The sequence below is a fragment of the Bradyrhizobium sp. WYCCWR15520 genome (assembly GCF_056174665.1).
This window is the reverse complement of record NZ_JBWBWM010000082.1, coordinates 1-13,557: the sequence shown is the minus strand read 5'-3', so window position 1 is coordinate 13,557 and position 13,557 is coordinate 1. Positions and strand designations below refer to the sequence as shown.

12 protein-coding genes and 1 pseudogene are annotated in these 13,557 nt (G+C 63.2%); 3 read left to right on the top strand and 10 right to left on the bottom strand.

Going from position 1 to position 13,557, the window contains the following annotated elements; translation table 11 throughout:
- Positions 1 to 204 precede the first annotated feature (204 nt).
- The 3 genes and pseudogenes from AC0QUY_RS40815 to AC0QUY_RS40805 form a co-directional block, all read right to left on the bottom strand.
- Positions 205 to 801, bottom strand: a complete 597-nt coding sequence (locus tag AC0QUY_RS40815; RefSeq protein ID WP_161851106.1) for a glutathione S-transferase family protein — start codon at positions 799 to 801, stop codon at positions 205 to 207.
- A gap of 50 nt (positions 802 to 851) precedes the next feature.
- Complete coding sequence (locus AC0QUY_RS40810) at positions 852 to 1,706, bottom strand: hypothetical protein (RefSeq protein ID WP_475391557.1); 855 nt, start codon at positions 1,704 to 1,706, stop codon at positions 852 to 854.
- A 66-nt stretch (positions 1,707 to 1,772) separates the two neighbouring features.
- Positions 1,773 to 1,898, bottom strand: a pseudogene (locus tag AC0QUY_RS40805) (GNAT family N-acetyltransferase); the annotation flags it as partial.
- 113 nt (positions 1,899 to 2,011) lie between these two features.
- Between AC0QUY_RS40805 and AC0QUY_RS40800 the strand changes: the two are divergent.
- Together AC0QUY_RS40800 and AC0QUY_RS40795 are read left to right on the top strand one after the other, a co-directional pair.
- Positions 2,012 to 2,395 carry a hypothetical protein gene (locus tag AC0QUY_RS40800; RefSeq protein WP_475391555.1) on the top strand — a complete coding sequence of 128 codons (384 nt, stop codon included), beginning with the start codon at positions 2,012 to 2,014 and terminating at the stop codon, positions 2,393 to 2,395.
- Between the two features lie 52 nt (positions 2,396 to 2,447).
- Entirely contained in the window at positions 2,448 to 2,735 is a 288-nt protein-coding gene (locus tag AC0QUY_RS40795) for a hypothetical protein (protein ID WP_475391553.1), read from the top strand.
- A gap of 23 nt (positions 2,736 to 2,758) precedes the next feature.
- Here the strand turns inward: AC0QUY_RS40795 and AC0QUY_RS40790 are convergent, their stop codons facing one another.
- Positions 2,759 to 3,697: a LysR substrate-binding domain-containing protein gene (locus AC0QUY_RS40790; RefSeq protein WP_475391551.1), complete on the bottom strand. Its 939-nt coding sequence runs from the start codon at positions 3,695 to 3,697 to the stop codon at positions 2,759 to 2,761.
- 104 nt (positions 3,698 to 3,801) lie between these two features.
- On the opposite strand from AC0QUY_RS40790, the gene katG reads away from it, so the two are divergent.
- Positions 3,802 to 5,955 carry a catalase/peroxidase HPI gene (gene katG / locus AC0QUY_RS40785; RefSeq protein ID WP_475391549.1) on the top strand — a complete coding sequence of 718 codons (2,154 nt, stop codon included), beginning with the start codon at positions 3,802 to 3,804 and terminating at the stop codon, positions 5,953 to 5,955.
- 84 nt (positions 5,956 to 6,039) lie between these two features.
- Here katG and AC0QUY_RS40780 read toward each other — a convergent pair whose 3' ends face one another.
- The 6 genes from AC0QUY_RS40780 to infB form a co-directional block, all read right to left on the bottom strand.
- The gene (locus tag AC0QUY_RS40780; protein WP_475391547.1) at positions 6,040 to 6,786 is read right to left on the bottom strand and encodes a superoxide dismutase; all 747 of its coding nucleotides are present in this window, start codon (positions 6,784 to 6,786) and stop codon (positions 6,040 to 6,042) included.
- Positions 6,787 to 7,013: 227 nt separating this feature from the next.
- Positions 7,014 to 9,170 carry a polyribonucleotide nucleotidyltransferase gene (gene pnp, locus AC0QUY_RS40775; RefSeq protein WP_161851111.1) on the bottom strand — a complete coding sequence of 719 codons (2,157 nt, stop codon included), beginning with the start codon at positions 9,168 to 9,170 and terminating at the stop codon, positions 7,014 to 7,016.
- Positions 9,171 to 9,490: 320 nt separating this feature from the next.
- Entirely contained in the window at positions 9,491 to 9,760 is a 270-nt protein-coding gene (rpsO, locus tag AC0QUY_RS40770; protein WP_057854808.1) for a 30S ribosomal protein S15, read from the bottom strand.
- Positions 9,761 to 9,762: 2 nt separating this feature from the next.
- The gene (gene truB, locus AC0QUY_RS40765; protein ID WP_475391545.1) at positions 9,763 to 10,938 is read right to left on the bottom strand and encodes a tRNA pseudouridine(55) synthase TruB; all 1,176 of its coding nucleotides are present in this window, start codon (positions 10,936 to 10,938) and stop codon (positions 9,763 to 9,765) included.
- Complete coding sequence (gene rbfA / locus AC0QUY_RS40760) at positions 10,938 to 11,351, bottom strand: 30S ribosome-binding factor RbfA (protein WP_475391544.1); 414 nt, start codon at positions 11,349 to 11,351, stop codon at positions 10,938 to 10,940. Before rbfA ends, truB begins: the two co-directional genes overlap by 1 nt.
- 152 nt (positions 11,352 to 11,503) lie before the next feature.
- On the bottom strand, positions 11,504 to 13,557 hold a 2,054-nt coding region (infB, locus tag AC0QUY_RS40755; protein WP_475391542.1), incomplete at its 5' end, for a translation initiation factor IF-2.

Here is a 13,557-nt window from a genome sequence, read left to right as displayed (position 1 = left end):
TCCTCTTCCAACCCCATCAGGTGGCGGCCCTGCGCCGACCCCGTACAGAAGCAAGACCCCGGCGGGCGGACAACGCAAAGGGATTGACTAATCGAGGCCCGTTACAGAAGGGTGGGCAAAGGCGCATAGCGCCGTGCCCACCATCTATCACCGAACGCGCTTCTAATGGTGGGCACGCTGCGCTTTGCCCACCCTACGGCTTTTTCACCCCGCCGCGATCTTCTCCGCGCGCTGGAACGCCGGGCGCGCTGCGCAGCGGTCGATATAGGCGTCGAACGACGGCCGCGGCGGCACCATCTTGAACAGGCGCACCGCGAAGTTCAGGCCTGAACCGAGCATGATGTCGGCGGCTGAAAACTTCTCGCCGAGGATCCACGGCCCCTTCTGCAGCGCGGTATCGAGCACATCGAAGGTCTGCGCCGCACTCCCCCACGACGCCGTGCTCGGCGGCACCTCGAGCTTGGTGAAGAGCTGGATCAGCGCCGGCTCGATACAAGCAGGCGAGAAGAACAGCCATTGCAGATACCGCGCCCGCAGTGGATCGGTTACGGCCGGCGCGAGGTTGGTTTCCGGATAGCGGTCGGCGATGTAGGCGCAGATCGCCGCCGCCTCGCCAAGCGTGGCGTCACCGTCCTTCAGCCCCGGCACCTTGCCCATCGGATTGATCGCGAGATATTCCGGCGCCTTCTGCGCGCCCGTGGTGATATCGGTGAGCACCCGCTCGTAAGGCAGTCCGGTTTCTTCGAGCAGCCAGATGGCCGAGATGGAGCGCGAACGGGGCGACCAGTAGAGCTGGATCATTCTGTAACTCCTCTTTCGACTAGCCGAAGGTGAGTTCTGCCGGTGCGATCTCACTCCTGCTTAAGGTAAGCCGCGACCGCTTTGTCCAGTCTGGCCGCAAGTAAGGCGCGGGTATGATCGCGCAAGGTCGAACTGGCGATCGCGTCCGCCGGTGATGCCGGGAAGTCCTCTGCCTCGAGCTTGGTGAGCGGGTCTTGTCCCATGCGTCCAAAGCTCCCCGCAAGGATGGCGCCCAGATCTGCAGACGGTCTTTTGGCGATGGCGAAACTCTGGCCGTCAAATACCCTCACAACAAAATTGGCGAACAGGGACGTGTTGCTGAAGGGCCCCGAGCCGTGGTGAAGCACGCCAATGCCCGGGAGCGTCTGATTGGTGCCTTGCAATTGGGCTGCGTAGGTCGTGAAAACGAAATAGCGCGCGCAATTCGAACTTGCCGTGATCTGCCTGACGACGGCCGTCAGCTCTTCGTCATCGTTGCGAAACAGCCTTGTCGGAGGATGGTAATAGGGCTCGAACGCGCCCTTGGGAGAGGCGATCTTCCGCACGTTAATGCCGGGAGCGGCCGCGCGAACGCGAGCAACCACGAGATCGTCAAGGCCCCACGCGTCGATGGGCACCTCGGTCAGCTCGTTGCCGAACACGGTAAGGCCGACTTTCTGGACCGCAAACTTGCCGCCGATCGCCGAGATGATACCAATCTGACACCGGCCGCTCTCTGCCGCGGCGGGCTGCTTGGCAGGGGATTTACCCTTTGGCGTAGGCTTCTTGGCAGCAGGCGCATCGGTTTGCGTGGTCGCTCTCTGCGGAGCCTGGGTTTGTGCTGATGCTGAAATGATCAAGCATGCAAGGAAAGTCGCGGCTGTGAATACTCGAACCATAGGAACTCGGCAAAGTGCGGGGCGCATCAGGGTCTTTACGAAACTAGAGCGTGCGCAAGCGATGCGCAAGGCGAGGATGCTTGGTGCCTCGGATCAGTCGCTCTTTTTCCATCGATAATACTTCATCATAAAGCCGATCTTCGGTTCGAGCTCTTCCTTCTCGAACACGAAGCCTTCGCGCTCGTACCAGCGCCATGCTTTTTCATTCTCGCGCACGCACCCCTTACAACCCCGCAACTTTCACGCCGCCGGCCCCGCAACCAATCCCTGCGAATTCGGTGCCGGAATGGGCGTGGACTTCTGGCACACGCTGGCGCATCACGAGCCCTTCGATGTTCGGCACCATGACGCCGGGCCGCTTCGTGGTGAGCGACTTCCAGAACGGATATTTCTGGGGCAGCGGCGCGGCGCCCACCGGGAGTACTGCCGGTAATTTCACCCTGCTCAGCTCCATAACTCCCGAGGGCCGGGTGCTGTTCAACACGCTGTCGCGCGGCAATCTCACCAGTCTCTATGGCGCCGCCTCCGGCGACGTGTCGGGCGCGCAAATGCTCGTCAGCACCTACGATCTCTCCGGCAATCCAATCCGACCGGAGGATGGGCCACAATTTCCCTCGTGCAGCCTTATGCCGAGGTTTTGGCGGGACAGAACAACCGCGCAGGCCTGGGTGCGGCTGTGGTGCTGGACCGGATGGCGTCAACGCCACTTGGATTGACCGGCGCGATGGCGCCGACATTTTCGATACTCGACAATCTCGATGCGCGGGCGTGAAGGGCTCGTACCGGATCGCCGACCGCACCTGGCTCACGGCCGACGGCGCGGCCGGGTACAATCTGCTCAACAACCGGCTGCAGATATCCGCGGCGTTTGCGGCCGGTGGTGACAGCTTCGTCACCACGGCGTTCAGCCAGTCGCCCTGGCTCTATTCGGCGGGCATCGGCCTGGCCTCGCAGCGGACGGAGAATCTGGATATCAGCCTGCGCTACGGCGTGCAGACCAGCCCTTCCGGCTTTCTGAATCAGACGGGATCGTTCGCGCTCAGGATAAAACTTTAGCGCCCGTCGGCGCCGGAGCGCCGTCAGGCCCGCAATTTCCGTGATGGCGATTTCGCCTCGCGCTGTTCGCGCAAGGCGTCAGCGGCGAGACAAACCACTTCCGAGATCTGCTGAAGTTGCCCGGCGAGCGGGCTTGTCTTGCGCCAGACCATGCCGATGGTTCGTGACGGCTGCGGATTCTTAAAGCGGGCGACGGAGACCGACGCCGAGCGGGTCTCCACGCCCACTGCCATTTCCGGAATCAGGGTGACGCCGATGCCGGCGCCGACCATTTGCACGAGCGTCGATAGCGAGCTTGCGTCCAGCACTTCCCGCGGCGGCGAGGATTGGATGTTGCAGAACGACAGCGCCTGGTCGCGGAAGCAGTGCCCCTCTTCGAGCAGCAACAGCCGCATTTCGCGCAGCGTCTCGTGGCTCGGCACCGGCGTTCCCTCGTCCTCGCCCGGCCGCACCAAAAGGAAATTCTCAGAAAAACAGATGACCTCGGTCAGCGACGGTTCGGATACCGGCAAGGCGACGATCGCCGTGTCGAGCCGTCCCTCCACGACCTCCTTGATCAGTTTCGGGGTCAGCGTCTCGCGGACGTGAATGTCGAGTTCGGGGTGCATGCGCGCCAGATTTTCAATCACCTTGGGCAGCAGGTAGGGCGCGATCGTCGGGATCATGCCGATGCGCAACCGCCCCGCCAGCCGGTCGCGCGAGGCGCGCGCGAAGTCACCGAGTTCGTCGACGGAACGCAGGATATCGCGGACGCGCTGGACGATTTCCTCCCCGAATTTCGTCAGCGTGACCTGCCGGGCGCTGCGCTCCAGCAACACGCCGCCGAGCACTTCTTCCATTTCCTTGATCTGCATCGACAGCGCCGGCTGCGAGATCGAGCATGCCTCTGCTGCGCGCCCGAAATGGCCGTGACGTGCGAGCGCATCGAAATAGCGAAGCTGTCTGAGCGTCATCTGCATCATCAGAATATCTTATCAGACCGATCATTAAAATCAACTTCACCTGATGGAAGACGCTGCTTAGAGTGCTTCCAATCCGAACAGGAAGCGACCCTCAGGAGAAAATCATGGACGACAAAACCAAATGCCCGTTCTCGGGCGGCAATCGCGCGCGCACGAACCGCGACTGGTGGCCGGATGCGCTCGACGTTTCGGTCCTGCACCGCAATTCCACTCTCTCCGATCCGATGGGTGAGGCGTTCGACTACGCCAAGGAGTTCAAGACGCTCGACCTCAACGCCGTGATCAAGGACCTGCACGCGTTGATGACGGACTCGCAGGAATGGTGGCCGGCCGACTTCGGTCACTATGGCGGCCTGATGATCCGCATGGCCTGGCACAGCGCGGGCACCTACCGTATCACCGACGGCCGCGGCGGCGCCGGCGCCGGTCAGCAGCGGTTTGCGCCGCTGAATAGCTGGCCCGACAACGCCAACCTCGACAAGGCGCGCCGGCTGCTCTGGCCGATCAAGCAGAAATACGGCCAGAAGATTTCCTGGGCCGACCTGATGATTCTCGCCGGCAACGTCGCGCTGGAATCGATGGGCTTCAAGACATTCGGCTTCGCCGGCGGCCGCGCCGACGTCTGGGAGCCCGAGGAGCTGTTCTGGGGGCCTGAGGGCACCTGGCTCGGCGACGAACGCTACAGCGGCGAACGCCAGCTCGCAGAGCCGCTCGGCGCCGTGCAGATGGGTCTCATCTACGTCAATCCGGAAGGGCCCAACGGCAAGCCGGATCCGCTCGCGGCGGCCAAGGACATCCGCGAAACCTTCTTCCGCATGGCGATGAACGACGAAGAAACCGTCGCCTTGATCGCCGGCGGCCACTCCTTCGGCAAGACCCACGGCGCCGGCGATCCGTCGCTGGTGGGAGCGGACCCGGAAAGCGGTGCGCTGGAGGATCAGGGCCTTGGATGGAAGAGCAAGCATGGCACCGGCATCGGCGCCGACACCATCACCGGCGGCCCGGAAGTCACCTGGACGCAGACGCCGACGAAGTGGAGCAATCTGTTCTTCAAGAACCTGTTCGAAAACGAATGGGAGCTGACCAAGAGCCCGGCCGGCGCGCAGCAGTGGAAGGCGAAAGGCGCCGAAGCCTCGATCCCGGACGCCTACGACAAGTCGAAGAAGCATGTGCCGACCATGCTGACCACCGACCTATCGCTGCGCTTCGACCCGGCCTACGAGAAGATCTCGCGGCGCTTCTACGAGCATCCGGAGCAGTTCGCCGACGCGTTCGCGCGGGCCTGGTTCAAACTCACGCACCGCGACATGGGCCCGATCGCGCGTTACCTCGGCCCGCTGGTGCCGAAGGAAACCCTGATCTGGCAGGATCCGATCCCGGCGGTGGATCATGAGCTGATCGGCGAGCAGGACATCGCCGCGCTGAAGGCGAAGATTCTCTCCTCAGGCCTGTCGGTGTCCCAGCTTGTCTCGACCGCGTGGGCATCAGCGTCGACCTTCCGCGGCTCCGACAAGCGCGGCGGCGCAAATGGGGCGCGTATTCGCCTCAGCCCGCAGAAGGACTGGGAGGTCAACCAGCCGGCCGAGCTCAAGACCGTGCTCTCGAAGCTCGAAGCGATCCAGAAGGAGTCCGGCAAGAAGGTTTCGCTTGCCGACCTGATCGTTCTCGGCGGCTGCGCGGCAGTCGAAAAAGCCGCCAAGGATGCTGGCATGGACGTGAAGGTGCCCTTCACGCCGGGACGCGCCGATGCGTCGCAGGATCAGACCGATGTCGAGTCCTTCGCCCCGCTCGAGCCGCGGGCCGACGGCTTCCGCAACTATATCAACAGCAAGAAGCATCAGTTCATGGCGCCTGAAGAGGCGTTGGTGGACCGGGCGCAATTGCTGCGGCTGACGGGCCCCGAGATGACGGTTCTTGTCGGCGGCCTGCGCGTCCTCGGCGCCAATGCCGGCAACTTCAAGCACGGTGTGTTTACCAAGCGGCCCGAGACGCTGACGAACGACTTCTTCGTCAACCTGCTCGACATGAGCACGCAGTGGCAGCCCGCCGGCTCCGACGGCACGTATGAAGGCCGCGACCGCAAGACGAATGCGGTCAAGTGGACCGGCACCCGCGTCGACCTGATCTTCGGTTCGCACTCGCAGCTCCGCGCCTTCGCGGAAGTCTACGCTTGCGCGGATTCCAAGGAAAAGTTCGCCAGGGATTTCGTCGCGGCATGGACCAAGGTGATGAACCTCGACCGTTTCGACATCGCCTGATCCCGGCGCGACCGATCCGGAAAAACAAAAAGGGCGGCCGAGAGGCCGCCCTTTTCACATGAGCTGCTCAGAATGGGTTGCGCGTCACGCGCCGAGCGTGCCGGCCTTTGCCGCCGCATAACGTTCGGCGATCTTGGCCCAGTTCACCGTATTCCACCACGCCTTGAGATAATCGGCGCGGCGGTTCTGGTAGTTCAGGTAATAGGCGTGCTCCCAGACGTCGTTGCCCATCAGGGCGCGCTTGCCGTCCATCATCGGGTTGTCCTGGTTCGGGCGGGTCTCGATCGCGAGCTTGCCGTCCTTGGTGACGGTCACAAACACCCAGCCGGAGCCGAACTGGCGTCCACCGGCGGCATTAAAATCGTTCTGGAATTTTTCCAGGCCGCCGAGATCGCGATCGATCGCCGCGAGTACTTCGCCTTCCGGCTTGCCGCCGTTCGGGCCCATGATTTCCCAGAACATGGTGTGGTTGGCATGACCGCCGAGATTGTTGCGGACGGTGAATTTGATGCTGTCGTCGAGCGCATTCAGGTTGCCGAGCACGTCCTCGATCTTCGCCGTGCCCAATTGCGGATTGGTCTTGGCGACGTTGTTCATATTGGTGACATAGGCCGCGTGATGGCGGTCGTGATGGATTTCCATCGTCTTGGCGTCGATGTGGGGCTCGAACGCATTGGTCGGATAGCTCAGCGGCGGCAGCGTGAAGGGGCCGGTTGGGGCCGCGGCCGGGGCAGGAGCAGCCGCCTGCGCAAAGACAAGACGTGGGGCTGCAGCAATGGCCGCGATACCGGTTGCCGCAAACATCAAATGGCGCCGGGACATGGATGACATCGACTTCTCCTTACCTGTAGGTGAACTGGCTAAATATCTGTGGTCGAACGCCGAAGGCCGCTGCGCGCGGCAAGATACGGGCGGCGTGCGGGATCGGGTTTGGTTTTCTACCCTCGTGAGCCTGCGACGTAATCGCACAGGTGCTGCGGTCCCGGCAATGTAGCTCGGGCGGGCAACAAAAAAGGGTGGCCGTTCGGCCACCCTTTTGTTCACATTTTTGCGATGCCTTACTCGCCGGCCGCTTCGCGCGGTGCCGGGGCTTCCGCCTTCTGCTTGGCCTCAAGGTCCTCGCCAGTGGTCTGATCCACCACCTTCATCGACAGCCGGGTCTTGCCGCGGTCGTCGAAGCCGAGCAGCTTGACCTTGACCTTGTCGCCTTCCTTGACGACGTCGGAGGTCTTCTGCACGCGGCTGGCTGCAAGTTGGCTGATGTGGACGAGACCGTCCTTGGCGCCGAAGAAGTTCACGAATGCGCCGAACTCCATCACCTTGACCACGGTGCCGTCGTAGATCTGGCCGATCTCCGGGTCGGAGGCGATCGATTTGATCCACTTGATCGCGGCCTTCATCGCCTCGCCGTCGTTGGAGGCGACCTTGACGGTGCCGTCGTCCTCGATGTTGACCTTGGCGCCGGTCTTCTCGACGATCTCGCGGATCACCTTGCCGCCGGTGCCGATCACTTCACGGATCTTGTCGGTCGCGATCTTGAAGGTCTCGATGCGCGGCGCGTATTCGCCGAGCTCGGCGCGGGCGTTGGTGAGCGCCTTGGCCATTTCGCCGAGGATGTGGATGCGTCCTTCCCTGGCCTGGCCGAGGGCGACCTTCATGATCTCCTCGGTGATGCCCTCGATCTTGATGTCCATCTGCAGCGAGGTGATGCCCTGGTCGGTGCCGGCCACCTTGAAGTCCATGTCGCCGAGATGGTCCTCGTCGCCGAGAATGTCGGAGAGAACCGCAAAGCGCGAACCTTCGAGAATGAGTCCCATCGCGATGCCCGCGGTCGGCCGCTTCAACGGCACGCCCGCGTCCATCAGCGCCAGCGAGGCGCCGCACACCGAGGCCATCGACGATGAGCCGTTGGATTCGGTGATCTCGGAGACCACGCGCACCGTGTAGGGGAATTCGTGGTGCGGCGGCAGCACGGGGTGGATCGCGCGCCAGGCGAGCTTGCCGTGGCCGACCTCGCGGCGCTTGGTGCCGCCGAGGCGTCCGGTTTCACCGACCGAGTAGGGCGGGAAGTTGTAGTGCAGCAGGAACGTCTCTTTGTACGTTCCCGACAGCGCGTCGATATACTGCTCGTCCTCGCCGGTGCCGAGCGTGGTCACGACCATCGCCTGGGTCTCACCGCGGGTGAACAGCGCCGAGCCGTGGGCGCGGGGCAGCACGCCGACTTCGGCGATGATGTTGCGTACCGTCTTGACGTCGCGGCCGTCGATGCGCTTGCCGGTGTCGAGGATGTTCCAGCGAACGATCTTGGCTTCGAGCTCCTTGAACACGCCGGCGATGCGCAGCTTGTCGTATTTCGGCTCCTGCCCTTCCGGGAAGTAGTGCGCGATCACCTTTTCCTTGGCCGCGCCGACCGCGGCGTAGCGGTCCTGCTTGATCGGTATGGCGTATGCGGCGCGCAGCTCCTGCTCGATCAGGCCGAGCATTTCCTTCTCGATCGCGCTGTTGTCGATGGTGGTGACCTCGCGCGGATCCTTGGCGGCCTTCTCGGCCAGCTCGATGATCGCCTTGATCACCGGCTGGAAGTGGCGATGGCCGAACATGACTGCGCCGAGCATGATCTCTTCCGAAAGCTCCTTGGCTTCGGATTCGACCATCAGCACCGCGTCGGTCGTGCCGGCGACGACGAGCTCGAGCTGCGTGTCGGTCATTTCGTCGAGCGTCGGGTTGAGGATGTATTCGTCGTTGCTGAAGGCGACACGCGCCGCGCCGATCGGTCCTTTGAACGGGGCGCCCGACAGCGTCAGCGCCGCGGAAGCGGCGACCATCGACAGCACGTCGGGATCGTTCTCCATGTCGTGCGAGAGCACGGTGACGATGACCTGGGTTTCATTGCGCCAGCCGTCGGCAAACAAGGGCCGGATCGGGCGGTCGATCAGGCGGGAGACCAGCGTCTCCTTTTCGGTCGGGCGTCCCTCGCGCTTGAAATAGCCGCCGGGAATGCGGCCCGCGGCATAGGTCTTTTCCTGGTAGTCGACGGTCAGCGGCAGGAAGTCGACGCCTTCGCGCGGCGCTTTGGCGGCGACGACGGTGGCGAGCACAACGGTCTCGCCATAGGTGGCGACAACGGCGCCGTCGGCCTGACGGGCGATCTTGCCGGTTTCCAGCTTGAGGGGACGTCCACCCCAGTCGATCTCGACGGAATGCTTATTGAACATAGTGGTCTTCTTTCATGGGTTCACGAGAGCGCGGAGCCCAGAAACACAAAGACCATGCGCAAGATTGCGGGGCACTGATCGCAACATGAGATCAGCATCCGGCGATCCTGCCATGGTCTTTATCTCTCGGATGGCGTCCATCCTCTCGGCAGTCACGGGCACCTTGCCCTGCCCAGCGGCCGGATTGCTGCTGGACGTTTGTCGAGCACGATCCTCATCGGATGATGCTCCATGCGCATGATCGTCTCCAACAATCGGAGTCCGTTTTCTTCGGGAAATCATGCGAAAACGCGCGCAAACTGCGCGCGCGTACTCTCAAATCAACGACGAATGTTATGCTTTTCGAGCAACGCCTTGTAACGCGCCTCGTCCTTCTTCTTGATGTAGTCGAGAAGGGAGCGACGCGTCGACACGAGCTTCAGGAGGCCGCGGCGTGAGTGATTGTCCTTCACGTGGGTCTTGAAGTGGCCCGTGAGATTGTTGATGCGTTCCGACAGGATCGCAACCTGGACCTCGGGCGAGCCGGTGTCGCCGGCTTTGGTGGCACTCGTCTTGATGACTTCCGCTTTGCGTTCGGCGGTAATCGACATCGTCAAACTCTCTCATTGCTGCGACCGGGGCTGGCAGTCAGCCCGGTCAGGTTGAACACGCGCTTGGGGATGAGTTCGCCATTGCCAATTTCGGCGAGGGCCAGAAGCCGGCCTGCCACCGTGACATAGACTGTGCCGCTACTATTGGGCGCATCCCGTCCGCGCAACAAAACGGCCTGGCCCCTGTGGAGCCTTGCCGCATCAGCCCGTGTGACGGCCAGTGCCGGGATGTCGTCCAGCGCGGTCTCAACGGGCAAAAGCGCGTCGGCGAGGCTTCCCTCGCCAGACGCGGCTCTATTGCATAAAGCCTCCAACTCTTCCAGCGGAATCATGTCCGTTTCGCGGAACGGGCCGACCAAGGTCCGCCGCAACGCGCAGATATGGCCGAAACAGCCCAGAATTCGGCCGATATCGCGGGCCAAAGCCCGGACATAGGTCCCCTTGCCGCACTCGGCCTCGAACACGGATTGGCCGTTATCTCCATGTTCTACAAGGGTTAATTCGTGAATCTCGACCGGCCGGGGCTTCAATTCGACGGTTTCGCCGTCCCGTGCCAGATCGTAGGCCCGCTCGCCCTGGACCTTGATCGCCGAATACTGCGGCGGGATCTGCTCGATTAGGCCGGTGAACTGCGGCAGCAGGGCCCGGATCGCCTCCGCCGATGGCCGCAGCTCGCTGGTCCTGACAACCCGGCCCTCGGTATCGTCGGTGTCGCGCTCCTCGCCCCAGGCCACCGTGAAGCGGTAGCGCTTGCGGCCGTCCATCACGAAGGGGACGGTCTTGGTGGCCTCGCCGAGCGCGATCGGCAGGCCGCCGGAGGCCAGCGGATCGAGCGTGCCGGCATGGCCTGCGCGCTTGGCCTGGAACAGACGCTTGAGCACGGCAACCGCATGCGTCGAGGTCATGCCGATCGGCTTGTCGAGAACGACCCAGCCATGGACGTCGCGCTTGTCGCGCCGCGGCTGATTGTTCTGGCGCGGCTGCTTGTGGCGCGGATCATTATTGCTGCGGCGTTCGCCATCGTTGACGCGGTGTTCGTCGTCGCCGGCGCGACGTTCGTCGTCGCCAGCGCGACTTTTGTCGTCGCCACGCGACTCACCTGAAAAAATATTTTTTTCAGCGGCGTGCGAATCGGCCGTTTGCTGCGCGATCTCGCGGTTGGCGGTGGGCATCGTCATCACTTGTCGTCCGAATCGGGTGCGAGGTCTCTTTGCACCGCAGGTGTTCTCAGTAATTTCTCGATCCGTTCCGCTTCGTCGAATCGTTCGTCGACGCGAAAGCGGAGTTCAGGGGAAAATTTTAAGCTAACGCGGTGAGCGATCTCGCCGCGCAGGAATTTCTTGTTGCGATCGAGCGCCGCGAGCACGATGTCGGTGTCGCGGCCGCCGAGCGGCATCACGTAAATCGTCGCTAGCTTCAGGTCAGGCGACATCCTCACCTCGGGAACGGTGATGATGTGGCCTTCGAGGTCGGGGTCGTGAACGTTACCCTGCGACAGAATATCGGCGACGGCATGGCGCACGGTCTCGCCAACGCGCAATTGTCGCTGCGAGCCGCCGGGAGCGGAACCCTTGTTGTGGTGGCGGGGCATTAGACTCTCTCATAGCCGTCAAGCCCGCGCGTCTCGCGGGCATCACGTCTTGCTTGTTAAATCAGGATCAGGACGTGGATGGCCGGAACAAGCCCGGCCATGACGCCACATCTTCAGTCAATAAAATCCGAAGCTCTTCGTAAGATTTGGACTTACAGAGAGCGCTGGATCGTCTCCACGCGATAACACTCGATGACGTCGCCGACACGCATGTCGCCGTAATTCTCGAACGCCATGCCGCATTCCTGGCCGGATTGCACTTCCTTCACTTCATCCTTGAAGCGCTTCAGCGTCGAGAGCTTGCCTTCGTGCACGACGACGTTGTCGCGGATCAGGCGCACATTGGCGCCGCGTTCCACGGTGCCGTCGGTGACGCGGCAGCCGGCGACCTTGCCGACCTTGGAAATGTTGAACACTTCCAGGATCTGCGCATTGCCCAGCATGGTTTCGCGCAGCGTCGGCGCGAGCAGGCCGGACATCGCCTTTTTGATGTCGTCGACGAGATCGTAGATGATGTTGTAGTAGCGGATCTCGATGCCGTTGCGCTTGGCGGCCGCGGCCGCTTCCTTGTTGGCGCGCACCGAGAAGCCGATGATCGCGGCATTGAAGCCTTCCGCCAGCGTGACGTCGGATTCGGAGATGCCGCCGACGCCCGCATGCAGGATGCGCGCGGCAACTTCCTCGGTGCCGAGCTTTTCCAGCGATCCCAAAATCGCTTCGAGCGAGCCCTGCACGTCGGCCTTCACGATCAGCGGGAATTCCTTGCGGCCCGCCGTCTTGAGTTGCGACATCATCTGCTCGAGCGAGCCGCGCATGCCGGAAATCGACGCGGCGGCGTTCTCGCGCTTCTGGTGGGCGCGGTAGCTCGTGACCTGGCGGGCGCGGGCTTCGTTCTCGACGACAGCAAGGCGGTCGCCGGCTTCCGGCGGGCCGTTGAAACCGAGCACCTCGACCGGCACCGAAGGTCCGGCCTCGTCGATGTTCTCGCCCTGATCGGAGATCAGCGCGCGGACGCGGCCCATCTCGGCGCCGGCCACGATGATGTCGCCGACCCGCAGCGTGCCGCGCTGGACCAGCACGGTCGCGACCGGACCGCGGCCGCGATCGAGCTTGGCTTCGATCACGGTGCCTTCGGCGGGCCGTTCCGAATTGGTCTTGAGATCGAGCAGTTCGGCCTGCAGCGCGATCATCTCGAGCAGCTTGTCGAGATTGGTCTTGTTCTTGGCGGATACCTCGACGTCGACGACTTCACCGCCGAACGATTCGACCTGAACCTCGTGCTGCAGCAGTTCGGTGCGTACGCGCTCCGGCTTGGCATCGGGCTTGTCGATCTTGTTGATCGCCACGATCATCGGCACCTTCGCCGCCTTGGCGTGGTTGATCGCTTCCACCGTCTGCGGCATGACGCCGTCATCGGCCGCAACCACCAGGATCACGATATCGGTGACCTTGGCGCCGCGCGCGCGCATCGCAGTGAACGCGGCGTGGCCGGGGGTATCGATGAAGGTGATCTTCTTGCCGCTTTCCGGCGAGGTCACCTGATAGGCGCCGATATGCTGGGTGATGCCGCCGGCTTCACCCGACACCACGTTGGCATGACGCAGCGCGTCGAGCAGCGAGGTCTTGCCGTGGTCGACATGGCCCATGACGGTGACGACCGGCGAGCGCGGCTCGGTGTCGGTGGAATCGTCGACGACGTCGAACAGGCCCTCTTCAACGTCGGACGCGGCGACGCGCTTGACGGTATGGCCCAGTTCCTCGGCGATCAGTTGCGCGGTGTCGGCATCGATCACGTCGGTGATCTTGTGCATCGCGCCCTGCTTCATCAGCAGGCGGATGACGTCGACCGCGCGCTCCGACATGCGGTTGGCGAGTTCCTGGATGGTGATCGCTTCCGGGATCGTGACCTCGCGGACCAGCTTTTCCTTCGGCTCGTTGGAGGCATGGCCCTTCAGACGCTGGGTACGGCGGCGGAACGAGGCGATCGAGCGCTCGCGCACATCGTCATTGAGCGCGGTGACCACCGTCAGGCGGCCGCGTTCCTTCTGCGGGCCGGGCTTGTGGGTGGTCTTGGGGGCCGCTACGGGGCGCATGGCGCCGCCGGGACCGCGCCGGACCTGACGCGGACCCTCGTCCTCATCGGAGCCGTCGGCGGCAACGCCCGGCGCGCGCGCCGCCGGCGTCGCGGCAGCCGGGCGGGCGCCAG